Origin of the sequence: Ensifer sp. KUDG1 (genome assembly GCF_050434285.1) — a bacterium.
GTDB lineage: Bacteria > Pseudomonadota > Alphaproteobacteria > Rhizobiales > Rhizobiaceae > Ensifer.
The window spans coordinates 248,973-273,156 of the sequence record NZ_JBNDIG010000003.1 but is presented as its reverse complement, the minus strand read 5'-3'; the positions used below and the strand labels follow the sequence as shown (position 1 = coordinate 273,156).

The following is a 24,184-nucleotide window of genomic DNA, read 5'->3' as shown; positions in this document are numbered from 1 at the left end:
AAGGGCCGCCCGAAGGCGGCCCCGATCGTCTGGTTTCTCAGGTAATGACGCTCGGCTCGGTGCGGCCGGTGCGGGTCTTGATGCTGGCGATCTCTTCCGCAACGGCGATGAGATCGGCAAGCGCCGTCTGCGTCTCGATATCGTGACGCGAAGCGTCCGGCTCGAAGCGCTCGATATAGACGCGCAGCGTTGCGCCCGATGTGCCGGTGCCCGAGAGGCGGAAGACGACGCGGGAGCCGCCTTCGAACAGGATGCGGATGCCCTGGTTCTTGCTGACGGAATGGTCGACCGGATCGTTGTAGGCAAAGTCGTCCGCGGTCGCGACCTTGAGCGCGCCGAAGGACTTGCCGGGCAGCGTGGCAAGCTGGTCGCGCAGGTTGGCGATCAGGCCATTGGCCGCATCGCTGTCGACCTCTTCGTAGTCGTGGCGCGAATAATAGTTGCGGCCGTAGGTCGCCCAGTGGCTCTTGACGATGTCGAGCGCACTTTCCTTGCGGGCGGCGAGAACGTTGAGCCACAGCAGGACCGCCCAGAGGCCGTCCTTTTCGCGCACGTGGTTGGAGCCGGTGCCGGCGCTTTCCTCGCCGCAGATCGTCGCCATGCCCTCGTCGAGCAGGTTGCCGAAGAACTTCCAGCCGGTCGGCGTTTCGTAGAGGCCGATGCCGAGCTTCTCGGCCACGCGGTCGGCCGCACCGCTGGTTGGCATCGAGCGGGCGATGCCGGCAATGCCCTTGGCGTAGCCGGGTGCCAGGTGGGCGTTGGCGGCGAGCATGGCCAGACTGTCGGAGGGCGTGATGAAGATGCTGCGGCCGATGACGAGGTTGCGGTCACCGTCGCCATCGGAGGCGGCGCCGAAATCCGGTGCATCCGGTCCCATCATCGTCTCGTAGAGCGCGCGCGCGTGTACGAGGTTCGGGTCCGGATGGTGGCCGCCGAAATCGGGCAGCGGAATGAAGTTCATCACCGAGCCCTTGGGCGCGCCGAGACGCTTCTCGATGATCTCCTTGGCGTAAGGCCCGGTGACGGCACTCATGGCGTCGAAGACGACGCGGAAGCCGCCGCCGATCATTTTGCGGATGGCGTCGAAGTCGAACAGGCTTTCCATCAGTTCGGCATAGTCGGCGACCGGGTCGATGACCGTCACGGTCATGCCGTCAAGCTCCTGCGTGCCTTCGGCATCGAGGTTGATGTCGGCAACGTCAGAGATCTTGTAGCTGTCGATCACCTTGCTGCGGGCAAAGATCGCATCGGTGACCTTTTCCGGTGCCGGGCCGCCATTGCCGATATTGTACTTGATGCCGAAATCTTCGGTCGGGCCGCCGGGATTGTGGCTGGCCGACAGAACGATGCCGCCAAAGGCCTTGTACTTGCGGATGACGTTGGAGGCAGCCGGCGTCGACAGGATGCCGCCACGGCCGACGAGCACGCGACCGAAGCCGTTGGCGGCCGCCATCTTGATGGCGATCTGGATGACTTCGCGGTTGTAGAAGCGGCCGTCGCCGCCGATCACAAGGGTTTCGCCCTGAAAGCCTTCGAGCGCGTCGAAGATCGACTGGATGAAGTTCTCGGCATAGTTCTTCTGCTGGAAGACCGGGACCTTCTTGCGCAGCCCTGACGTGCCAGGCTTCTGGTCGCCGTAGGGGGTTGTGGTAACCGTTCTTATCATGCTGACTTAACCTTTCCCGAGAAGTCCGGAATAAAGAGAGACGTAACGCTCGGCACTTGTGGCCCAGGAAACGTCCGATTTCATGCCCTGGGTCTGAATTTTCGACCAGACTTTGGGCTCGCTGTATGCACGCAGCACCCGCCGGATCGCAAGCCGCAACCCATCGGCATTGACAGGCGTGAACTGGAAGCCGGTGGCGACCTTGGCCGCAAGCCCGGCCTCGTTGGCGTCGATGATGGTATCGGCAAGCCCGCCGGTGCGGGCGACGACCGGCACGCAGCCGTAGCGCAGGCCGTAGAGCTGGGTAAGCCCGCAGGGCTCGAAGCGCGACGGGATGAGGATCGCGTCGGAACCCGCCTGCATCAGATGCGACAGCGGCTCGTTGTAGCCGGTGACCATGCCGATATGGCCGCGGTGACGGGAAGCGGCCGCAAGCAACGCGCCTTCAAGGGCCGCGTCACCCGACCCAAGCACCACCAGCTTGGCGCCAAGGGCGACGAGTTCGTCCGCCACTTCGGCTACCAGATCCATGCCCTTCTGCCAGGTGAGCCGGCTGACGACGCAGAAGATCGGTCCGTTGCCTTTTTCAAGGCTGAAGCGTTCCTCGAGCGAACGCCGGTTGGCCGCCCGCTGCTTCAGGCTCGTTGCGCTGAAGTGCTGGGCGATGTGAGGATCGGTCTGCGGATCCCAGACATCTGCGTCGATGCCGTTGACGATGCCGGAGAGGTCGGGGACGCGGCTCTTCAACAGACCTTCGAGCCCCATGCCGAACTCGGGCGTCAGGATTTCCTGCGCATAGGAGGGGCTGACGGTGGTGATGGCGTCGGCGGTCTGCAGGCCGCCTTTCAGAAAGCCGACATCGCCGTAATATTCGACGAACTGCATCGAGAAGGCTTCAGGGGGAAGGGCAAGCTCCGGGAAGACCGAGGCGCCGAACTGGCCCTGGAAGGCGATGTTGTGGATCGTCATCACCGTCGGCGTTGCGGCCGCCGGGCCGAAATGCATGTAGACCGGCGTCAGCGCGGTCTGCCAGTCATGGGCGTGAACGATATCGGGCTTAAAGCCCGCGACGATATCGCCGCCGGCAATCTCGGCCGCCGCAAGCGAGAGCGCGGCGAAGCGACGGAAATTGTCGGCATAGTCGAGGCCGGTCGCATCGACGTAAGGACCGCCGTCGCGGGCGTAGAGTTCCGGCTGGTCGAGGACCAAAAGGTCGAGCCCGTCGATTTCAGCGGCGAGAACTGTCGCCGGATTGCCGAACAGGTTGTCGAAACTGCCGACCTTCTTTTTCTTCTTCAGCTTCTGCAGCACGGCCGGATAGCCGGGCACCAGGGTGCGGGTCTTGACGCCGTGCGGCAAAAGCGCTGCCGGAAGCGCGCCGACGACATCGGCGAGCCCCCCGGTCTTGATCAGCGGATAGACTTCGGACGCAACGGACAGGACGTTCATGAAGTGCCTACATTCCCAATTTGTCGATCATCGTTTGCGTGATCAGGCAGACGCCGTTTTCCGAGCGCCGGAAACGCTTGGCATCGAGCACCGGATCGTCCCCGACGACGAGGCCCTCCGGGATCACGACACGGCTGTCGATGACCACGTTGCGCAGCGTCGCATGGCGACCGATCTTCACATCGGGAAGAACTACGGCATTCTCCAGACGGGAATATGAATTAACACGCACACCTGTGAACAACAGGCTGCGGTTGAGAGCGGCGCCTGAGATGATGCAGTCGCCGGAGATGAGCGACGAGGTCGCCGAGCCGCGGCGGTTTTCGTCGTCATGCACGAATTTGGCCGGCGGCTTGATCTCGGCGAAGGTCCAGATCGGCCAGGTGCTGTCGTAGATGTCCAGTTCCGGCGTCACATGGGTGAGATCGATATTGGCCTGCCAGTAGGCGTCGATCGTGCCGACGTCGCGCCAGTAGGCCTCGCGCTCGAAATCGGAGCGTACGCAGGACTGGGCAAAGCGATGTGCGACGGCTTTGCCGTTGTCGACGATATAGGGAATGATGTCCTTGCCGAAGTCGCGGCTCGATTTCGGATCGGCGGCGTCGCGGCGCAGAAGATCCATCAGGAACTTCGTGTGGAAGACATAGATGCCCATGGAGGCGAGTGCCATCTCGGGATTGCCGGGAATGCCCGGCGGATCGGCGGGCTTTTCGACGAAGGCGATGATGCGGTCCTTCTCGTCGACATGCATGACGCCGAAGCCGGTCGCTTCCATGCGCGGCACTTCGAGGCAGCCGATGGTGACATCGGCGCCGGAATCGACGTGCTGCTGCAGCATCAGTTCGTAGTCCATCTTGTAGATGTGATCGCCGGCAAGGATCACCATGTATTCGACGCCATGGTCCTCGATGATGTCGATGTTCTGGTAGACCGCGTCGGCCGTGCCTTCGTACCACTGCGTTTCGGAAACGCGCTGGCTGGCAGGCAGGATGTCGAAGCTTTCGTTTCGTTCAGGGCGGAAGAAGTTCCAGCCGCGCTGCAGGTGGCGGATCAGCGAATGCGCCTTGTACTGGGTGGCGACGCCGATGCGGCGGATACCGGAGTTCAGCGCGTTCGACAGCGCGAAGTCGATGATACGGGCCTTGCCGCCGAAATAGACCGCCGGCTTCGCCCGTCGGTCGGTCAGTTCCTTCAGGCGACTGCCGCGACCGCCGGCGAGAACATAGGCCATGGCATCACGTGCCAGAGGTTGCGTACGCTTTTCCACCATTTGTCCTCCCCATTCATTGACCTCAAGGGGTCGTCACGGCGGCCTTCTGCGACGCCTTGCGGCCCTCGATTTTTGCAGTCTCCCGCCCGCTCCTTCGGCTGGCGGATCGGATAAATTACTCCTGTTCCAGCATCAGTGTCGCCAGCGGCGGCAGGGTGATGTTGGCCATGATCGCTCCCGTGCTGTTCTTCTCGGCAAAAACGGCGCCGCCGTTGCCCTTGCCGCTTCCTCCGTAGATTTCCGCGTCGGAGTTGAGGATCTCCTTCCAACGACCCTTGACCGGAAGCGGGATGGCGTAGCTTTCCCGGTAGACGGGGGTGAAATTGGTGATGACGGCAACGAGCTTTTCGCCGGGCGCCTTGCGCAGCCAGGCAAAGATGGAGTTGTCGCGGTCGTCGGCCAGCAGCCACTCGAAACCTTCGCCCTCGCAGTCCCGCGCATGAAGGGCGGGCTTGGCCCGGTAGGTGCCGTTGAGGTCACGCACCAGCCGCCGCATGCCTTCGTGCAGGTGGTATTCAAGCAGGTTCCAGTCGAGCGCGCGGTCCTCGGACCATTCGCGCCATTGCGCGAACTCCTGGCCCATGAACAGCAGCTTCTTGCCCGGATAACCCCACATGAAAGCGTAATAGGCGCGGAGATTGGCGAACTTCTGCCAGTCGTCGCCGGCCATCTTGGCGATCAGCGAACCCTTGCCGTGCACGACCTCGTCATGGGAGAGCGGCAGCACGAAGTTCTCGCTGAAGGCGTAGAGCAGGCCGAAGGTCAGGTCGTTGTGGTGGAACTTGCGGTGCACCGGCTCGCGCGACAGATACTGCAGCGTGTCGTGCATGAAGCCCATGTTCCACTTGAAGCCGAAGCCGAGGCCGCCGGCGTGAACGGGATGGGACACCTTCGGCCAGGAGGTCGATTCCTCGGCGATCGTCAGGATGCCGCCATGCAGGCCGTAGATCTGGGTGTTCATCGTCTGCAGGAAGCGAACCGCTTCGAGGTTCTCGTTGCCGCCATACTCGTTCGGCACCCACTCGCCATGTTTGCGCGAGTAGTCGAGATAGAGCATCGAGGCGACCGCATCGACGCGCAGTCCGTCGACATGGAATTTTTCCGCCCAATAGAGCGCGTTGTTGACGAGGAACGACAGCACTTCCTGGCGGCCGAAATTGTAGATCGCCGTGTTCCAGTCGGGATGGAAGCCCTGGCGCGGATCCTCGTGTTCGTAGAGTGCGGTGCCGTCGAACCAGCGCAGCCCGTGCTCGTCGGTCGGGAAATGCGCGGGCACCCAGTCGAGGATGACACCGAGGCCGACCTTGTGGCAGCCGTTGACGAAACGGGCAAAACCTTCGGGCTCGCCGAAGCGGGCGGTCGGCGCATAGAGGCCGGTCGTCTGGTAGCCCCAGGACGGATCGAAGGGAAATTCCGAGATCGGCAGGAACTCGATATGGGTGAAGCCCATATCGACGCAGTAGGGGATCAGCCGATCGGCAAGTTCGTCCCAGGAGAGCATGTCGCCATTGTCGCGGCGTTGCCAGGAGCCGGCATGGACCTCGTAGATCGAGATCGGCTGGCGCCTCGCGTCGGCAGACGCCCAATGCTTGCGGTGCGCCTCGTCGTCCCACACCTGCGCGATTTCCGGCGTGGTGACGGAGGCGGTGTTGGGGCGGAGCTCGGAGCGCCGGGCAAAGGGATCGGCCTTCAGCGGCAGTAACGTGCCGTTGCGGTCGAGGATCTCGTATTTATAGGCAAGTCCGCCTTCGACGCCGGGAATGAAGATCTCCCAGATGCCGGTATCGGCGCGCAGCCGCATGACGTGCCGCCGGCCGTCCCAGTCGTTGAACTGGCCGACCACCGAAACGCGCCTGGCGTTCGGCGCCCAGACGGCGAAGTGATAGCCCTGCGCGCCGTCATGCTCGATCGCATGGGCGCCCATCTTGTCGAACAGCCGGAGATGCGAGCCCTCGCGAATGTAGTAATCGTCCATCGGCCCGAGCACCGGGCCGAAGCTATAGGGATCGACCACCACCCATTCGCCGCCCTGATTTCGGGCGCGATAGCGCACCGGCTGCGGCTTTTTCAGGGAGACAGGGCCCTCGAAGAATCCGGCATCGTGGCGCCGTTCCAGCGAACCAAGTTCCTTGCCTGTGAGCGTTTCCACCGCCACGGTCTCGGCGTCGGGGATGAAGCAGCGGGCAAGGATGACCTTGCCGGCGGGGTGCACGCCGAGAACCGCGAAGGGGTCCTCATGCGTGCCCGAGAGGATGGCCGCGATATCCGGCGCTGACAGCAGACCTGAAGCTGCGGGTTCCGGGTCCTTGCCGGCCGAAGACGTCATCCGGCTCTCCAGATTTCCCCGGCATATTGCCGGATGGTGCGGTCGGACGAGAACCAGCCCATCCGTGCCGTGTTGCGGATTGCCTGTGCTTGCCAGTCGGACGGCGTCGTCCAGAGCTGGTCGAGCTCGCGCTGTGCCTTGGCGTAGGCTTCGAAATCAGCGGCAACCATGAACCAGTCGTGATTGTAGATGCCCTCGATAAGGCCGGCGAAGCGGTTGCGGTCGTCGGGCGAGAAGACACCGGAGGCAATCGCCTGCAACGCCTGCGACAGCTCGCGCGAGCCTTCGATGATGGCGCGCGGATTGTGCCCTTCGGCTCGTGCGCGCGTCACCTCTTCGGCGGTCATGCCGAAGATCTTGATGTTTTCCTCGCCGATCCAGTCGCGCATTTCGACATTGGCGCCGTCGAGCGTGCCGATCGTCAAGGCGCCGTTCAGCGCGAACTTCATGTTGCCGGTGCCCGACGCTTCCATGCCGGCGGTCGAAATCTGCTCCGAGAGGTCGGCGGCCGGAACCATGATCTCGGCAAGCGAGACGTTGTAGTTCGGCACGAAGACGATCTTCAGGAGGCCGCGCACGGCCGGGTCGTTGTTGACGACACGGGCGACGTCGTTGGCGAGTTTGATGATCAGCTTGGCATTGTGATAGCTCGGCGCCGCCTTGCCGGCGAAAAGCTTGACGCGCGGGACCCAGTCAAGCTCCGGATGCGAGCGGATCTGGTCGTAGAGCGCCACCGCCTCGATGATGTTGAGGAGCTGGCGCTTGTATTCGTGAATGCGCTTGATCTGGATATCGAACATCGCCGACGGATCGAGCCTTATGCCGAGGCGGCTTTGCACGACCTGGGCGAGGCGCACCTTGTTGGCGCGCTTGACGGCGGCAAATTGCTCCTGGAAGTCCGCCTTGTCGGCGAAGGCGTCGAGCGCCTGCAGCGCCTCGGTATTGTCCATGAACTCGTCGCCGATCGCTTCGCGGATCAGTCCGAAGAGACCGGGATTGCACTGCATCAGCCAGCGGCGCGGGGTAATGCCGTTGGTCTTGTTGTTGATGCGGTCGGGGTAGAGCTTGTGCAGGTCGGCAAAGACCGTTTCCTTCATCAGCTCGGTGTGCAGCGCCGAAACGCCGTTGATCGAGTGCGAGCCGACGAAGGCGAGGTTGCCCATCCGCACCCGCCGTTCGCCGCTTTCGTCGATCAGCGAGATGTTGCGGATCTCGTCGTCCGTCGCGCCCTTCTGGCGGCGGGCCTCGATCAGGATCTTGGCGTTGATCGCATAGACGATCTGCATGTGGCGCGGCAAAAGCCGCTCGATCAGCGGCACCGGCCAGCTTTCGAGCGCTTCGGGCAAAAGCGTGTGGTTGGTGTAGGAGATCGTGCGGCGGGTGATGTCCCAGGCCTGCTCGAAGTCGAGGCCGTGCAGATCGGTCAAGAGCCGCACCAGTTCGGCAATGGAGATGGCCGGATGGGTGTCATTCAGCTGAATGGCGACGGCGTCCGGCAGCGAGCTGAAATCGGGATATTGCTGCAGGTGACGGCGCAGGATGTCCTGCAGCGAGGCCGACGAGAAGAAGTACTCCTGGCGCAGTCGCAGCTCCTGGCCGGCCGGCGTTGCGTCGGCGGGATAAAGAACGCGGGTCAGGCTTTCGGCCTTGTTGCTTTCCTTGAGCGCTCCGATGTGGTCGCCGGCATTGAACGCTGCAAGCAGGATCGGGTCGATCGGCTGCGCGGTCCACAGGCGCAGCGTGTTGACGCGCTTTGCTCGCCAGCCGACGGCCGGCGTGTCGAAGGCGGTGGCGATAACGCGCTCGGCCGGTTTCCAGACGAAACGCTGGATCTCTTCGTCGATATTGGCGGTCTCGACGATCCCGCCGAAGCCGATTTCGTAGGAGCTCTCGCGCCGTTCGAACTCCCAGGGGTTGCCATGGGCAAGCCAGGTCTCCGGCAGTTCAACCTGCCAGCCGTCGGCCATCTGCTGGCGGAAGAGGCCGTGCATGTAGCGAATGCCGTATCCATAGGCCGGCACGTCGACGGTCGCCATCGATTCCATGAAGCAGGCGGCAAGACGGCCGAGACCGCCGTTGCCAAGGGCTGCGTCCGGTTCGAGCTGGGCGACGACGTCGATATCGACGCCGAGGGAGGCGAGCGCATCGCGCATCTCGTCCATCAGGCCGATATTGGTCATCGCATCGCGCATCAGCCGGCCGATGAGAAACTCAAGCGAGAGGTAGTAGACGCGCTTTGCACCGGTTGAATAGGTCTTGCGGGTGGAATCCATCCACTTGTCGGTGATGCGGTCGCGTGCAACCAGGATCGCCGCGGTCAGCCAGTCATGGGGCTTTGCGACCTTCGGGTCCTTGCCGATGCGGTACTTCAGACGTTCGAGGATTTCGACGGCGAGCTGGCTAGGTTCAGACGACCTTGGGGCGGGCTGCGGCACGTCGTTGGTGGAGAGCCTGTTCATCATGAAACTGTCTTTACCCTTTTGCGTTGGGAGGTCGCAGGCCGGACCCGACCGGGGATAAAGGCAATTTATGCATCGATCCGAAGCGCTTGCAACAGATGTTTTTAAATGGATTAGACGTGTCTCAAACGGTGGAGAAAGCGTCCCGCCGAAATGCAAAATGCCGCCCGGCGGGACCGGGCGGCATCGTCAGCGATGTGGTCTGTCTTACCGCGTCAGGCGTGCCATCTTGCCCGAGGTCGTGGCGCCGATTTCGCCGAAAACCTTGACCAGAGCAGCGGCATCTTCCGGCGACTTGTAGTCGGCGGTGCTGCTGGCGCATCGGCTGAGGACCGATTTTCCCTGAATCGGCGCCATGAAGGCGATCGTGAAGACGCGAATGCCGGCGTCCTTGGCATCCTGGCACGCCTTGAGCGTTGCGGTGTCGGATTTGGAATCCTGGGCCGTGTAATTGTCGAGTTCCGGTTCCGGCTTTGGCGCCGCCGGGATGGTCAACGCCTTTCCTTCGAAATGTGTGTTCGCCCCATCGGTCATGAAGACGATGTACTTTTTCGGTGTCAGGCCGTTGGAAGCCGTGTGCGCGTCGTTCTCGCTCTTGAGCTTCAGGTCCGCGACGGCCTTGGCGAAGGCGCCGCTCGAATCCGTGCCGCCGTTCGCCTCGAGGTTCTTGACGTAGGTGCTGGCCTTCGTCGTGCCCCAGGCCAGTTTCTCTTCCGCGAAGATGGAGCTGCTATAGGAAACGGCGCCGACACGAACATACTTCTTATCGGGGTCCATCTCGGTCAGTGGCTTCAGCAGCGTCTCAACCGCGGATTTCAAGGTCGTGATCTTGTCGATCATGCACGGGGTGGACGCCTTGACGTTGCTTTTGCCCCAATTGTCCGAGTTCCAGTTGACGCAGCTGGTGGTCGGCTTTTTTTCCACGTTCGTCGCGAACGCCATCGAGCCCGAGCGGTCGAGCACGAGATACATCGACATGGCGTTCTTGGTTTCCGTCGCGCTCTCGGCGATGGCCACCGTTTCCAGATTGACGGACTTCTGTCCGAGCAATCGCGTCATGGGGTTGAGCTGAATGGTCTGCTTGTTGACGATCGTGACCTTGAAGGCCTTGTCGCTCTTGCCGACCGGCGTGGTAACGATGTCGACCGTCGGCTGAACCTGGGTCTCTGTCGGATCGGTCACGCCGCCCGCCGAGGCTGTACCCATGCCCGGGTCGTTGCCGCCGGGCACATCCGTCGAACTTGCGGCCGACTGCGCCTTCAGGAAGTTCAAGGCGATTTCCTTGGCCTTCTCGGGCGTCAGTCCATCCTTGCTGGCAACCAATGCCGACGCAGCCGCAAGAGCCGCCGCATCGGCCGCATCCTGCATCTGGTTCTTTGTCGTCATCATCGTGGCCAGATCGACGGCGACGCCGCCGGCAGCCAAGACCAATGGCGCCGCGAGTGCAGCCATCACACCAAAATTGCCACCCCGGTCCTTGAGCATGGCTACGAAGGACCGGCCTACCGTGTATCGTCTTCCCATCTTTGCACACCCCAAAGGAACACGTTGCAAGCTTGGGGGCATCAATAGCGGCGATGGCTTACGATATCGTTCCGGCAATCCGTGCAATTTTAACGGATCGCCGGAAAACCAGTTGTTGTAAGGGGTTTTGCGGCACGCGATCTGTCCTGAAGCGGGAACTGGACTGTGCCAAATCGGGTCACGGTACCGGAATGACGTCGACCGCCTGTTTCGTCGTCTGGCTGCCGTAGCTTTTCAGGACCCCGATGACGGGCGCGACATCGCCATAGTCGCGGCCATGGCCGACGACGATATGGTCGGTTCCAGCCGGAATATTGTTGGTCGGATCGAGTTCGAGCCATCCACCGGTTGTGCCGCACCAGACGCGCACCCAGGCATGCATGGCATCGGCCCCTTCGAGGCGTTCCTTGCCGGGCGGAGGGATCGTCCTTAAGAATCCACTAACATATCCCGCAGGGACGCCGAGGCTTCTGAGCGCCACGATCATGACATGGGCGAAGTCCTGGCAGACGCCGCGCTTGAGCTTGAACGCTTCTGCCGGCGTCGTGTTCACGGTCGTCGCCTCACCGTCATAAGTGAAGTCGCGATGGATGCGGTCGCACAGTGCGACGGCGATCTGGCGCACGGTCATCCCGTCGGTGACCGTGTCGCGCGCATAGGCGGCGATTTCGGCGGCCTCGGGCAAGAGGGGGCTCGGGCCGGCGAAGTGGTGCGGCGCTTCGGCATCGACGGACCAGCAGGCGGCAAGCTCTGCCGGCAGGCCGGCGAGATCGGGGGAGAAGTCCGCGGTCAAGGCCTGGGCCTCCACCTGCACACGCGCCTGCATGCGGATCGTCAGGTCGGCATGCGAATTGCGAAAGAGGATCGACGCGAACGGGTTGGCGAAGAAGTCGATGCTCTCGGTGCGCTCGGCCGGCACGGGATGGCAGCTGAGCGAGCCGACGACGAGACGCTGGCGGCCCGGCAGCGTCGCCGGCAGCACACGCACGAGGTGGCGGCCGCCGGACACCGGCACTTCGTAGTCATAGGTGATCTTCAGGCTGATGTCGTAAAGCATGGCTAGCCGAGATAGGTGCGTGCGAGCAGATCGGACAGGCTTTCGAGATCCCGCTCCAACCGATTGTAGACGCCGAGGTTCATGGCTTCCGGCGTCATCACAGCCAGGCCCGAATGCAGCCGCATCGCCTCGCGGTAGAAAGGAGACATCTGTCCGTTGACGAAGGCGTTCGGCAAGAGCTCGACCTCGGTCTTGATCTCGTTCAACTGGTAAAGCACCGAGCGCGGATTGAGCGGGTCGAGCGCCAAAAGGTCGGTGACGGTCAAGGCGGCGGTGCTGACATTGTAGCGCCGGCGATGGGTCATGACGCTGTCGCCGATTTCGAGCAGCATGTCATAGGCGCCATCGGGCGCATCCGGCCCCGACATGTGGCCGAGCAGCCGGGTCATGTGCAGGCCGCGCTCGATGTAGCGGCCGATCGAAAGAAAGCGCCAGCCGGTGAAGCGGTACATGTTTTCATGCACGAGACCGGCAAAGCCGGCGAGCTTGCGCAGGAGCACGGTGATCGCCCGCGTCGCGTCGTCGCCGGCCTGCACCGTCGCGTGGAACTTGCGGGCCGTCTGCGAGAGGTCGTTGAGCGCCAGCCAGCCATCCGGCGAGAAACGGTCGCGGATGTTGCCGGCGCTGAAAAGGGCGCTGGAGATATTGGCAAGCAGGCTGTCGGGCACCGGCTGGCGGGCATCGATGTCGAGGGCGGAGAGATAGTCGCCGACATCCTTCAGGAGCGGCAGGTCCGGATCGGCGGTTTCGGCAAAGCGGCCGTGCCAGGCGCGCAGGATGCGAAGCGCCCCTTCCGCACGCTCGATGTAGCGGCCGAGCCAGAAGAGATTGTCGGCCGCCCGGCTCGGCAGGCTGCCCGGCATGTTGCGGGTGAAGCTTTCCTCGGCCGGAAGCAGCGTCGTGCGCTCGACCGGCCGGTCGCTGACGATCCAGACGTCGGCGGCGGTGCCGCCCGCCTGCATCGCGATCGCAGCGACATCGTCACCGGAGCCGATGCGGGCAAAGCCGCCCGGCATGATCTGCCAGCCGTCGCGGGTGCGCGCCGCAAACACGCGCAGGCTCATCGGCCGTGGCGTCAGCCGTCCGCGCACCCAGGCGGGGGTGGTCGAGAGCGTGACCACTTCCTGGCCCACGAGCTTGCCGCCCTCGGCGCAAAGCCAGTCTGCGATCGAGGCCCGGGCCTTCTCATCGAGCGTGCGGCCGAGCACCGACTGTCCATTGTCGTCGAAGAAGGGGCGGGTCTGGTAGGCGGGGCCGATGACCATGCGGTCGAGGTTGGCGGCGACCTGTTCGCGTTCCGCGCTTTGGCCGCACCACCAGGTGGCGATCGAGGGCAGCTTCTGCTCCTCGCCCAGCAGATGACGGCAGATCGCCGGCGTAAAGGCGAGGAAGGCACGGGTTTCGACGATGCCGGTGCCGAGCGCGTTGACGATCGAGACCGATCCGGCCCTGAGCGCCTCGACGATGCCGGGTGTGCCGATATGGGAGGACTGATTGAGTTCGAGCGGATCGGCAAAGGCGGCATCGAGCCGGCGCCAGAGTACGCCGATGGGCTTGAGACCGGCGACGGTGCGCACCATCACCCGGCCGCCGACCACGGTCAGATCCTCGCCTTCAAGCAGCATGAAGCCGAGATAGCGTGCGATATAGGCATGTTCGAAATAGGTCTCGTTGGCGATCCCCGGCGAAAGGACGGCGATGCGGTCGTCCGGATGCAGCCGGCGGCTCTGCAGCGTGTCGCGGAACTCGCCGAAGAAACCGGCCAGCCGGTGGACGTGGCTTTCGGCGTAGAGATTGGAGAAGGCGCGCGTGGTCGCGACCCGGTTTTCGAGCGCGAAGCCGGCGCCCGAGGGCGCCTCGGTGCGATCGGACAGCACCCACCAGTTTCCGTCGGGGCCGCGGCCGATCTCGAAGGAGACGAAATGCAGGAAGTGGCCGTCGGCCGGCTTTACGCCGACGAGCGGGCGCAGAAACTCCGGATTGGAGGCAACGAGCGCCGGCGGCAGCAGCCCTTCGCGCACCAGCCGGTTCTCGCCATAGATGTCGGCGACAACCTTTTCCAGGAGCTCGGCGCGCTGCACGAGGCCCTGCGAGACGTGCGCCCATTCCTTTTCGTCGATCAGAACCGGAATGTGCGACAGCGGCCAGCTGCGCTCGGAACTCTCCTTGGCGCCATAGACGCGATAGAATACCCCGGCATCGCGCAGATAGCGGTCGGCGCGGGCGAAGCGGTTGGCAAGCTCGGTCTCGTCGAGCCGCCCAAGCGTCGCGAGCAGCCGCTGCCAGACCGGGCGGACATTGCCTTCCTGGTCGAGCATTTCGTCGGCAATGCCCGGTAGGGCCCGATAGCCGAAGACCGGATCGTCGTCGGTGCCCGGATGGCTTGCGGCGGCTGTCTGCTTCTTCGGCATTTACGCTCCTGGTGGACGCCTGAGATCAAGCGTCATCGGGAATTCCGTCGACGGGCTTTCGGGGCGCAGCGGGTAACCTCCCGGCGTATGGCCCCAAGGCTCGAACCGCGACAGGCGTCGCGCCTCCGCCTCGTTGCCGTTGACCGGAAACGTGTCGTAGTTGCGCCCACCCGGGTGGGCGACATGGTAGATGCAACCGCCGATCGCCCGATTCGATCATGTATCATAGATATCGAATGTAAGGGGAGTGTTGACCGGCAGCACCGGGTGCAGCCCGGACGCCGGCTGCCACGCCTTGTAACGCACGCCGGCCACCGCCGCGCCGTTCGGACCGGTGCGTGTGAGCGGCACGGGCCGACCGTTGCAGGCGACCGTGTAACGCTCGAGATTGGCGGTATCGAGCTTGACCTGAAGGCGCTCGATCGAGCTGTCGACATAGCGTACGGTGCCGCCGATTGCCCCCTGTTCGCCCATCACGTGCCAGGGTTCCAGCGCCTGGCGGATTTCGAGCTTTGCCCCCTCGTATTCGACCTCGCCGCAGAAGGGGAAGCGGAACTCGAGCTGGGCCTCGAACCATTCCGGCTTCAGATCGAAGCCATGGGTTCTGAGGTCGGCGAGCACGTCGAGAAAATCCTGCCAGACATGATGTGGCAGCATGAAACGATCGTGCAGCGCCGTGCCCCAGCGCACGAAGCGGCCGTCGACCGGATGCTTCCAGAAGCGGGCGATGAGCGCGCGCACCAGCAATTGCTGGGCAAGCGACATGCGGGCGTTGGGCGGCATCTCGAAGCCGCGAAACTCGACGAGGCCGAGACGGCCGGTCGGGCCATCGGGCGAGAACAGCTTGTCGATGCAGATTTCCGCGCGATGGGTGTTGCCGGTGACGTCGACGAGCAGGTTGCGGAACAGCCGGTCGACGAGCCAGGGCAGGGGCGGCGGCGTTGCAGAGCCGGGCATCGGCACCTGCGCCAGCGCGATTTCGAGCTCATAGAGCTGGTCGTGGCGGGCCTCGTCGATGCGCGGCGCCTGCGACGTCGGACCGATGAAGAGGCCGGAAAACAGATAGGAAAGCGAGGGATGCCGCTGCCAGTGAAGCACCATGCTCTTCAAGAGATCCGGGCGGCGCAGGAACGGGCTGTCATTTGGATTGGCGCCGCCGACGACCACGTGGTTGCCGCCGCCGGTGCCGGTGTGGCGGCCGTCGATCATGAACTTGTCGGCGCCGAGCCGGCTCTGGCGCGCCTCCTCGTAGATCGCGGTCGTGGTATCGACGCAGTCGCGCCAATGGGCGGCCGGGTGGATGTTGACCTCGATCACGCCGGGATCGGGTGCGACGCGGATGACGTTGATGCGCTCGTCCTGGGGCGGGGCATAGCCCTCGATATGCACCGGCAGGCCAATGGCGGCAGCGGCCCGTTCCGCAGACGCGATCAAGTCGAGATACTCCTCGATGCTTGCCGTCGGCGGCATGAAAACGCAGAGCCTGCCGTCGCGGGGCTCGACGCTGATGGCGGTACGCACCAGGCCGGCGATTTCGTCCCGCGCGACCGGCAGCGGTGTTTCCGGCGCTTCCAAGGGTTGGAAGCGTGCCTGTTGCGGCCGGCTGATCTCCTCGGAGAAATCCGGCAGGTCGTCGCGCGGCAAGGTCGGGTCGAGCGGGTGGATATAGGGAAACTGCGAGGGCGCGATGTAGGGCAGAGTGCCGAGCGGCAGGCGGTAGCCGACGGGGCTATCGCCTGGCACGAGGAAGAGCCGACCGCGGCGGGTGCTCCACTTCTCGCTCATCCATTGTCGTCCGGAGGCCTGGGCGTTCCAGGCCTGGACCGGCAGAACGTAGCCGGTCGGCGTCGTCAGCCCGCGCTCGAAGACACGCGCCATGCGGCTGCGTTCCTCCGGGTCCTTGAGCTTCGAGTTGGCGGGATCGACATTGTCCGGGAGGTTCGCCTCCTTCAAGAGCCATTCGGCCGGATCCTCGAAGGCGGGCACCACCATCTCGGCCGCGACGTTGAGTTCGCCGGCGATCGCGTGCAGCAGGCGTTCGGCATCCTTTTCGGTCACGTCGTGCCGGCCGGCTTCCTCGGCGATGAGATCGGGCCGGCGCCAGATCGGCACGCCGTCCTTGCGCCAGTAGAGCGAGAAGGTCCAGCGCGGCAGGCTTTCGCCGGGATACCACTTGCCCTGGCCGTAATGCAGGAACCCGCCGGGGGCGAAACGCTCGCGCAGCCGACGGATGAGATCGTCCGCCTTCTCGCGCTTGGTCGGGCCGACGGCGGCGGTGTTCCATTCTTCCGCCTCGAAATCGTCGATGGAGACGAAGGTCGGTTCGCCGCCCATCGTCAGGCGGACGTCATTTTCCTCGAGAACCCGGTCGACCCTTTCGCCAAGTGCGTTCAGCGACTCCCAACTCTCGTCGGAGAACGGCTTGGTGATGCGCGGGTGCTCGGCGACACGTTTTACCTTCATGTCGAAGGCGAAGTCGGTTCGGGTCTCGGGATCGCCGAAGAAGCCGCCGGAAATCGGCGCGGCGTTTCGATAGTGCGGCGTTGCTGCGAGCGGAATGTGGCTTTCGCCGGTCAGGAGGCCCGAGGTCGGGTCGAGCCCGACCCAGCCGGCGCCGGGCAGATAGACTTCGGCCCAGGCGTGCAGGTCGGTGAAGTCGTGGTCGGTGCCGGAGGGGCCGTCGAGGGCTTTCAGATCGGGTGTCAGCTGAATGAGATAGCCGGAGACGAAGCGGGCAGCGAAGCCGAGATTGCGCAGGATCTGCACGAGCAACCAGCTGGAATCGCGGCACGAGCCGCGCGCCGATGTCAGCGTCTGCTCCGGGTCCTGCACGCCCGGCTCCATGCGGATGACATAGCCGATTTCCTGCTGCAGGCGCGCGTTGAGCCCGACGACCATGTCGATGGTGCGCTGGCGGGAACGGTCGACCGTTGCCATGAAGGCGGAGAGCGCCGGGCCGAGCGGCTCCGGCGTCATGTAGATCCTCAGATCGTCGCTGAGATCTTCGGGGTAGGGGAAGGGCCAATGCTCGGCCTCTTCCTCGACGAAGAAGTCGAAGGGGTTGTAGACCGTCATGTCGGCAACGAGATCGACTTCGATCTTCAGCTCGCTCACCGGATCGGGAAAGACGAAGCGGGCGAGGTAGTTGCCGTAGGGGTCCTGCTGCAGGTTGACGAAATGGTTGCCGGGCGAGACCTTCAGCGAGTGGCTGATCACCTTTGTCTTGGAGTGAGCGGCGGGCTTCAGCCGGATGATCTGCGGCGACAGCCTGACGGGACGGTCATAGGTGTAGTGGGTCAGGTGATAGATACTGGCCTTGATAGACATGCCGGATTTGATCCCCTTCGTGGAAGGTCTGGTGCCCCCATCGCCACGAAGTTTGTGCAATGCAAATCGAGAATGCAAGCGCGAAAGCGTGCCTGGAAAATCGAGGCGGTGCAACGCTTTCGCACGCCAGTGCGCGGCGTGCGAAAGCGGTTGCCTGACGATCAGACGATCGGCGGATTGATCCGCGCGAAACCCTCCTGGCGGTAGTAGGGGAAGTAGGGGTAGGCCGGAGTCGTATTGCTCGCCGCGTCGAGCCGGGCGATCTGTTCCCGCGACAACGACCAGCCGACGGCGCCGAGGTTCTGGCGAAGCTGCTCTTCGTTGCGGGCGCCGATGATGACGCTCGAGACCGTCGGGCGCTGCAGCAGCCAGTTGATGGCGATCTGCGGGATCGTCCTGCCGGTTTCCTCGGCGAGTTGATCGAGCACGTCAACGACATCGTAGAGCTTTTCGTCATCGACCGGCGGGCCGAAGGCGGCTGTGTCATGCAGGCGGCTTCCTTCCGGCCACGGCTTGCCGCGGCGGATCTTACCGGTCAGGCGCCCCCATCCGAGCGGGCTCCAGACCAGCGCGCCGACGCCCTGGTCGGCACCAAGCGGCATCAGTTCCCATTCGTAGTCGCGTCCAACCAGCGAATAGTAGACCTGGTGGGCGACATGGCGCACGAGGCCGTGTTTCTCGGAGACCGCCAGCGATTTCATCAGCTGCCAGCCGGCGAAGTTTGAGGCGCCGACGTAGCGCAGCTTGCCGGCAGTGACGAGACCGTCGAGTGTCGAAAGCACCTCCTCGACCGGCGTTCCCGCGTCGAAGGCGTGCAGTTGCAACAGGTCGATATAGTCGGTGCCGAGCCGCTTCAAGGCATCGTCGACGCCCTTGACGAGGCGCGTGCGCGACGTGCCGGCGTCGTTCGGTCCATCGCCCATCGGCAATGCCATCTTGGTGGAGAGCAGCACGGCATCGCGCCGGCCCTTGATGGCTGCACCAAGCACGCTCTCGGACGCGCCGTCGGAATAGACGTCGGCGGTGTCGAAGAGGTTGACGCCGGCCTCGAGCGAGATGTCGATCAGCCGCCTGGCTTCCGAAGCGTCGCTGTTGCCCCAGGCGCTAAAGAGCGGCCCCTTGCCGCCGAACGTGCCGGCACCAAAGCTCAAGGCAGGCACTTTCAGTCCCGATGATCCAAGCCGTCTGTATTCCATGTCGTCAAACTCCTCGATGGTTGGCCTTTGCGAGACCGGATGTCCGCTCGCCCACGAGGAGAAGGTGGTGTCGTTGCTATTTGCGATGTAGACATGATGAAAGAACATCATTTGTGAGTTGAAGTCACATGTCGCGCTTGTCGATCAATCGTTCGGGGGAGATGGCGGTTTTCGCCAAGGCGGTGGAACTTGGCGGTTTTTCGGCCGCCGCAAAGGTCTGCTGTATGACCCCCTCGGCCGTCAGCAAGCTCGTGCAGCGGCTTGAAGAAAGGCTCGGCGTCCGGCTCGTCAACCGCTCGACGCGGCGGTTGCAACTGACGGCGGAGGGCTGCGCCTTCTACGAGCGGGCGGTGCGCATCCTTGCCGATATCGACGAGGCGGAGCGCGAGGCGGGTTCAGGCGAGACGCCGGAGGGTCGCGTGCGTCTGAACGTCAGCGCTTCCTATGCGGTGCATGTGCTGATGCCGGTGCTGCCGGAGTTTCTCTCGGCCTTTCCGTCGGTCTCGCTCGATATTCTGCAGACCGACGCCGTGGTCGACCTGATGGCGGAGCGGGCCGACATTGCCGTGCGCGCCGGTCCGCTGAAGTCTTCAAGCCTGATCGCCCGCAAGCTCGGCAGCACGTCGATGACGATCGTCGGCGCGCCGTCCTATCTTCAACGGTTCGGCACGCCCGAGCGTGTTGAGGATCTCGAAGCGATGAACAGGCTGAGCCATAGCTACGCCCGTTCGATCGATGGCTGGCCACTCCTGTCGAACGGGGAGCCGATCACGCTGGCACCGACGGAGCAGGTCCGCGTGAGTGACGGCGAGGGTTTGCGCCAGCTTGCGCTCGCCGGCGTCGGCCTGGCGCGACTGCCGACGTTTACGGTCAAGGAGGATATCCGTTGCGGCCGGCTGACGGCGGTTGCCGAGCACTTGAACCCGGGCGACATCGAGGCCTTCCATGCGGTGTTCCACGGGCAGGGTGGAGCCCTGCCGGCGCGTGTGCGGGTAGTGCTCGATTTCCTGGCTAAGCGCGCGCGGATTTCATCGCCTTGAACGGCGAGTGCGCGGCTTCGTCCGGCTGGCCGCAGACGCGATTTCGGCCTTCGGACTTGGCGCGATAGAGTTCCGTATCGGCAAGTTCGATCAGGTGCTTCCAGCCACCGTCCGCGCTCCGGCCCTCGGCCACGCCGAAGCTGGCGGTAACATTCAGCTTCTGCCCGTCGGCAAGGACGATCGGTTCGCGTGCGAGGTTGACCCTGATCCTTTCGGCAAGGGCAAGCGCGGATTCGATGCTGTCGCCGGGCGTGATCACGGCGAACTCCTCGCCACCGAAACGGGCGACGAGATCGGAATTGCGCACGGAATTGCGGATGATGCGTGCGGTTTCCTGAAGCACGATGTCGCCGATCAGGTGGCCGTGGGTATCGTTGATCTGCTTGAAGTGGTCGATATCCATCAGGATCAGACAGGCGTCCTGATCCTTGCCGTCCGTGTCCTCTGCGCCGCCGATCAGCTCCAGTGCGCGGCGATTGAGCAGGCCGGTCAATTCGTCCGTTTCCGCCTGGCGCTCGAGATGCTGCATCAGCAGCGTGCGCTCGTCGAGGCGCTGGCGCAGGATGTCGATCGCATCGAACAGGCGCCCCATTTCGCCTTCTCCGCCCTTGCCCTGGAGGCGCGGGATCGGGCGGTCGTTGGCAAGCTCGATGATGCTGTGGCGCGCAAGGAGCAGCGGTTCGAAGACCAGCGAGCGGGCGCGGCGCATCAACACCAGGAGCACCAGGAAAAGCGAGAAGGTCGCAAGGCTCGCGACGGCGAGCTTGATCGACGCGCGCGTCTTGTTGGCCGACAGGCGCTCGACGGTCGAATCCATGAAGGCGCGACGCAGATCCTCAAGCGGCTTCATCTTCGGGACGAAAATGTCGGTGAGCTGTTCGGCGGTCAGCGGGTAGTTGCCAGAGCGTTTGCCGACGGCGACGATGTTGTCGATGATCGCAAAACCTTCGCCGAAGAATTCGCGGTCGATCTTGGCGAGATCGCCGATCTTCGCCGGATCGAGGCCGGGAAGCGCGCCCGGCTTGCCGACGATCGCCCAGACCTCCTGCAGCCTGCCACGTGTGCGCTCGCTGTCGGCCAGGTTCTTGATCGCGAGCGGCTTGCCGACGGCAACGGGCGCCATGACCTGCGAGCCGAGGCGACCACCGTCTTCACGCAGATTGGCGAGCATCTGGGCCGCAAGAGCAATGCCCGCAAGGTTCGGGTCCGTATTGGTCAGGCGCTGAATGTTCCAGTCGATCGCGGGGCGGAGCGCATCGATCACGCCGAACATGGCCTCGATCGACCCTTCGATTTCGGCCAGGTTCCGCTCTTCCGGCGGAAGGGCCGCAATGCGATCGACTTCCGCACGCGCAAGCATCAGCCGACGGTGCACCTCGACCAGGATGGGCGAGAGTGCGCCGGCCGGTTCGGAACGGCTGGCATTGTCGATGTCGGCGGTGATCTCGGCGAGTGCCGCGTCGCTGCGGGTACGAAACTCCGCCAGCCGCGCCTGAACGGTGGACCCGGGCGCTACGCCGAGGCCAAGCATGCCGTTCGACGGACCACGTTCGGCCGAGAGGTAGTTCGCGGCGTCGAGGACGCGGCAAAAGGCCATGACTTCCGTCAGATTGCGGCGCGCGATGACGAAATCGCTGTAGGACGCGGCGATGATTTCGGTCGCAAGAATGCCCGTGCAGGCAACGACAATGGCCACCAGCCATTGGAGCTTGCGTCGCAGGGCCTTGGCCGTGCGTGCTTCCCCGACGCCCATCTGAGGGGACGCATAGCTGCTGCCCTTATTGCTCATCTGCGCGAAGTTGCTCCACTCATGTCGTCGCTCGTCGTCTCGACAGTCACGACAAATTCTTGTCGCCCGACAAGAAACCCATCCGAAATCAGTGTGCTTGTCGCCCCTGTTATCGTATAAGATGTTAAATAAGCTTGAAATACCCTGAAATACTAGGGGCTATTCCGCAACCGAGGGATGCGCCCGGCGCAGGGCAGGCCATGGCTTTGGTGGCCTCGGTGTTCGCTTTCCGGTCCATGATCGTAATAAATCAGGCCCGTTTTCTTGCCGAAAGCGGGCCTGGACTTGGTCTGCCGTGATTTTACTTCTGTAACTCTTCACGGCAACGTGATCTGTGCTGCGCCTGGCGTGCCTCGCGTCCCATCAAACCCTCAAAGGTTGCCATGGCACTTTGACCTGCTGCGTGTCTTTTGCCTTAAATCGAGGAGGATCTAAGGAGACATGCAACAGTCTCAGCGCCTCGGCCCGACCAGTGCGAAGAGGGCGCCTTGCGGGTCGAGCGCCTGAACAATCCAGGCCCCTCCGGGGACTTCCATAGGCTCCAAAACGATCTTTCCGCCGCCAGCCTTGATGCGTTCGATGGCGGCATCGATGGCCGGCACGTTGATATAGTAGAGCCAATAGGGCGCGGGCACTTCCTTCGGCTTGGTCATCATCCCGCCGATCGGGGCGCCGCCATGGGCGAAGATCTGGTAGATGCCCATCTCGCCCATGTCCATGCCCTGGTCCTTGGTCCAGCCGAAGAGCTCGGAATAGAAGGGAAAGGCAGTGTCGAGGTCGCCGGAGGCAAGCTCGTGCCAGCCGATCAATCCGGGAGCCATCGGGTCTGTGACCGGCGGTGGATCGCCCGTCCCCTTGAAGACCGAGAACACCGCGCCGTGCGGGTCGGTGACGACGGCGAAACGCCCGATGCCGGGGATATCGTCCGGCGCCCGGTGCACCTTGCCGCCCTTGGCGGCGATGCTGGCGGCGGTCGCATCGACATCGTCGACGCCGATGTAACCGAGCCAGGCGGGCGGCACGTTCATTTCAAGCGCGCCTTCCGGCATGGTCATCAGGCCGGCCACCGGAATCTCGCCGACGTTGAACAGGGTGTAGTTAATGCCGGCCATGCCGGAATCGGCGGCATTCCACCCGACGACGTCCTTGTAGAACGTTTCGGCGGCCGCCATGTCGGTCGTCATCAGCTCGTACCAAACGAATTTGCCGTGATCTGCCATTGCCTTCCTCCGATTGCCTTGGCGCGGCGTATTTCGCGCCGCTTGGTTGCCTGTTCGAATGAACTGTCGCCGGGTCAGCCTGACGGGACGTGTGACCGCAAAGCCGAAGGTCGGCCGCCAGCACCGCTTTCAATCCCGGCGCAGGTACTCCGCGGTCATCAAATCTTTCCAGCGTCCGTCCGCTGTCTGCATCTGCGCCGTCAGTAGCCGCCGGGACGGACCGTCAAGCGTGATGACATCACGGTAACGCGCGGTCCGGTTGGGGGTCTCGAAATCCGGCCCTTCGCAGGAAAGGGAGAGGGACGTGCCGGCCGCGTCCAGTTCGCCGTCATAGATCCACATGTGCTTCATCATCGATCCGATCCAGGTGCCGACGTAACGCCCGGTCTGCGGATTGAAGCCGAGCGTCATCAGCGTCTGGCCGAAACTGCCACCCGGCATCGTTCCCTGACCTTCGCAGACGATCCAAAGGCCCTCGAGGGACCGGACATGTTCGGTCCAGGGGCCGCTGCCGTCGGGCTCGCCATCGGATCCGGCCGTGCGAACGTGCCAGTCGCCCAGCAATTGCTCGAGCCAGCGGTGCGGTTCTTCCGGTTCTGCTCTCACGGGATTTCCTTGTTGGGCACAGGGTTCGTCCGGGCATAGGCAATCGGCCCGGCACGCGAGCGTTCTCACAACGATTTCGCGGGCGAAAAGTTCCGCCCGCGGCGGATGCGAAGGTCAGCCCGCCTTGCGGCCCGGTTCCCGGTCGTATTCGTCGTGGCGCCGGACGAAGTCCATCGTACCGTCTTCGTTGCGGCCCTTCGGTGCGCGGTCGAGCAGCATCAGTGTGCCCACCAGTTCCTCGAGCCCGCGGGCATAGGACGAATAGGTGTGGTAGACCGTGCCGTCCTCGCTCTTTTGGAAGGCGCTAAGACCGGGCAGTTCCTCATGCGCATTGGCGCTTTCGATGTCGGTGAAATTGTAGCCGACCTTGCCACTGGCGAGTTCGTCTGCCGAAAAGGCCACGTGGAAGTCATGGTTGAAGCCGTTGCCTTCCGCCGAGACCCAGGGGAAATGCCAGTCCATGCGTTTCTTGTAGGCTTCGATTTTGACCAGCGGCGCGTTCGATGCGGCGACCAGCGTGACGTCGTGATGGTTCAGGTGCGGCAGCATGCCGGCGAAGTGATCGACCAGGAAGGAGCAGCCGGGGCAGCCGGCCTCCCAGGTGGGGCCGAACATGAAATGGTAGACCATGAGCTGGCTGCGGCCGTCGAAAAGCTCGGAAAGTGATCTGCGGCCCGCCGGCGTATCGAAGACGTAGGTCTTTTCCATCTTCACCCAGGGCAAGGCCAGCCGGGCGGCATTGACCTTGTCGCGTGCGTGGGTGTGTTCCTTTTCCAGCGCAAGCAGGTCTCTGCGCGCCTTCAGCCACTCTCCAGGCGATACCACTGCGTGGTCCTGTCTCATG

At 63.7% G+C, this 24,184-nt stretch carries 14 protein-coding genes and 1 pseudogene; 1 reads left to right on the top strand and 14 read right to left on the bottom strand.

What is annotated here, in order from left to right:
• Window positions 1-37: 37 nt before the first annotated feature.
• The 10 genes and pseudogenes from M2267_RS11910 to M2267_RS11865 form a co-directional block, all read right to left on the bottom strand.
• Window positions 38-1,666 carry an alpha-D-glucose phosphate-specific phosphoglucomutase gene (locus M2267_RS11910; RefSeq protein WP_429114730.1) on the bottom strand — a complete coding sequence of 543 codons (1,629 nt, stop codon included), beginning with the start codon at window positions 1,664-1,666 and terminating at the stop codon, window positions 38-40.
• Window positions 1,667-1,672: 6 nt separating this feature from the next.
• A complete protein-coding gene (glgA, locus tag M2267_RS11905; protein WP_429114729.1) occupies window positions 1,673-3,115 on the bottom strand; it encodes a glycogen synthase GlgA in 1,443 nt (480 codons plus the stop codon).
• A 7-nt stretch (window positions 3,116-3,122) separates the two neighbouring features.
• Window positions 3,123-4,385 carry a glucose-1-phosphate adenylyltransferase gene (gene glgC, locus M2267_RS11900; protein ID WP_043610706.1) on the bottom strand — a complete coding sequence of 421 codons (1,263 nt, stop codon included), beginning with the start codon at window positions 4,383-4,385 and terminating at the stop codon, window positions 3,123-3,125.
• Between the two features lie 115 nt (window positions 4,386-4,500).
• Complete coding sequence (gene glgB / locus M2267_RS11895; RefSeq protein WP_429114728.1) at window positions 4,501-6,711, bottom strand: 1,4-alpha-glucan branching protein GlgB; 2,211 nt, start codon at window positions 6,709-6,711, stop codon at window positions 4,501-4,503.
• Entirely contained in the window at window positions 6,708-9,173 is a 2,466-nt protein-coding gene (locus M2267_RS11890) for a glycogen/starch/alpha-glucan phosphorylase (protein WP_429114727.1), read from the bottom strand. Before M2267_RS11890 ends, glgB begins: the two co-directional genes overlap by 4 nt.
• 204 nt (window positions 9,174-9,377) lie before the next feature.
• Window positions 9,378-10,694 carry a vWA domain-containing protein gene (locus tag M2267_RS11885; RefSeq protein WP_043610702.1) on the bottom strand — a complete coding sequence of 439 codons (1,317 nt, stop codon included), beginning with the start codon at window positions 10,692-10,694 and terminating at the stop codon, window positions 9,378-9,380.
• Between the two features lie 178 nt (window positions 10,695-10,872).
• Window positions 10,873-11,751: a transglutaminase family protein gene (locus tag M2267_RS11880; protein ID WP_429114726.1), complete on the bottom strand. Its 879-nt coding sequence runs from the start codon at window positions 11,749-11,751 to the stop codon at window positions 10,873-10,875.
• A 2-nt stretch (window positions 11,752-11,753) separates the two neighbouring features.
• Complete coding sequence (locus tag M2267_RS11875; protein WP_429114725.1) at window positions 11,754-14,162, bottom strand: circularly permuted type 2 ATP-grasp protein; 2,409 nt, start codon at window positions 14,160-14,162, stop codon at window positions 11,754-11,756.
• Window positions 14,163-17,489 (bottom strand): annotated as a pseudogene (locus M2267_RS11870) (DUF2126 domain-containing protein). It lies immediately after the preceding gene.
• A 161-nt stretch (window positions 17,490-17,650) separates the two neighbouring features.
• Complete coding sequence (locus M2267_RS11865; RefSeq protein WP_429114724.1) at window positions 17,651-18,685, bottom strand: aldo/keto reductase; 1,035 nt, start codon at window positions 18,683-18,685, stop codon at window positions 17,651-17,653.
• A gap of 128 nt (window positions 18,686-18,813) precedes the next feature.
• Between M2267_RS11865 and M2267_RS11860 the strand changes: the two genes are divergently transcribed.
• Complete coding sequence (locus tag M2267_RS11860) at window positions 18,814-19,725, top strand: LysR family transcriptional regulator (protein ID WP_429114723.1); 912 nt, start codon at window positions 18,814-18,816, stop codon at window positions 19,723-19,725.
• Here the strand turns inward: M2267_RS11860 and M2267_RS11855 are convergent.
• From M2267_RS11855 to M2267_RS11840, 4 genes are all read right to left on the bottom strand, one after another.
• Entirely contained in the window at window positions 19,697-21,514 is a 1,818-nt protein-coding gene (locus M2267_RS11855) for a GGDEF domain-containing protein (RefSeq protein WP_082005832.1), read from the bottom strand. The genes M2267_RS11860 and M2267_RS11855 overlap by 29 nt on opposite strands.
• A 452-nt stretch (window positions 21,515-21,966) precedes the next feature.
• Window positions 21,967-22,734 (bottom strand): VOC family protein, encoded by a 768-nt coding sequence (locus tag M2267_RS11850; protein WP_429114722.1) that lies wholly within the window; start codon window positions 22,732-22,734, stop codon window positions 21,967-21,969.
• Between the two features lie 129 nt (window positions 22,735-22,863).
• Window positions 22,864-23,340, bottom strand: a complete 477-nt coding sequence (locus M2267_RS11845) for a DUF1579 domain-containing protein (protein ID WP_429114721.1) — start codon at window positions 23,338-23,340, stop codon at window positions 22,864-22,866.
• A 114-nt stretch (window positions 23,341-23,454) separates the two neighbouring features.
• A complete protein-coding gene (locus M2267_RS11840; RefSeq protein ID WP_429114720.1) occupies window positions 23,455-24,183 on the bottom strand; it encodes a DUF899 domain-containing protein in 729 nt (242 codons plus the stop codon).
• Window position 24,184: the final 1 nt, after the last annotated feature.

Bases quoted from the DNA above. Each gene is read 5' to 3' on its own strand.
- M2267_RS11840 (WP_429114720.1), bottom strand. From the start codon at position 24,183: ATGAGACAGGACCACGCAGTGGTATCGCCTGGAGAGTGGCTGAAGGCG.
- M2267_RS11910 (WP_429114730.1), bottom strand. From the start codon at position 1,666: ATGATAAGAACGGTTACCACAACCCCCTACGGCGACCAGAAGCCTGGC.
- M2267_RS11860 (WP_429114723.1), top strand. From the start codon at position 18,814: ATGTCGCGCTTGTCGATCAATCGTTCGGGGGAGATGGCGGTTTTCGCC.
- M2267_RS11865 (WP_429114724.1), bottom strand. From the start codon at position 18,685: ATGGAATACAGACGGCTTGGATCATCGGGACTGAAAGTGCCTGCCTTG.
- M2267_RS11885 (WP_043610702.1), bottom strand. From the start codon at position 10,694: ATGGGAAGACGATACACGGTAGGCCGGTCCTTCGTAGCCATGCTCAAG.
- M2267_RS11880 (WP_429114726.1), bottom strand. From the start codon at position 11,751: ATGCTTTACGACATCAGCCTGAAGATCACCTATGACTACGAAGTGCCG.
- M2267_RS11850 (WP_429114722.1), bottom strand. From the start codon at position 22,734: ATGGCAGATCACGGCAAATTCGTTTGGTACGAGCTGATGACGACCGAC.
- M2267_RS11875 (WP_429114725.1), bottom strand. From the start codon at position 14,162: ATGCCGAAGAAGCAGACAGCCGCCGCAAGCCATCCGGGCACCGACGAC.
- glgC (WP_043610706.1), bottom strand. From the start codon at position 4,385: ATGGTGGAAAAGCGTACGCAACCTCTGGCACGTGATGCCATGGCCTAT.
- M2267_RS11855 (WP_082005832.1), bottom strand. From the start codon at position 21,514: ATGAGCAATAAGGGCAGCAGCTATGCGTCCCCTCAGATGGGCGTCGGG.
- glgB (WP_429114728.1), bottom strand. From the start codon at position 6,711: ATGACGTCTTCGGCCGGCAAGGACCCGGAACCCGCAGCTTCAGGTCTG.
- glgA (WP_429114729.1), bottom strand. From the start codon at position 3,115: ATGAACGTCCTGTCCGTTGCGTCCGAAGTCTATCCGCTGATCAAGACC.
- M2267_RS11890 (WP_429114727.1), bottom strand. From the start codon at position 9,173: ATGATGAACAGGCTCTCCACCAACGACGTGCCGCAGCCCGCCCCAAGG.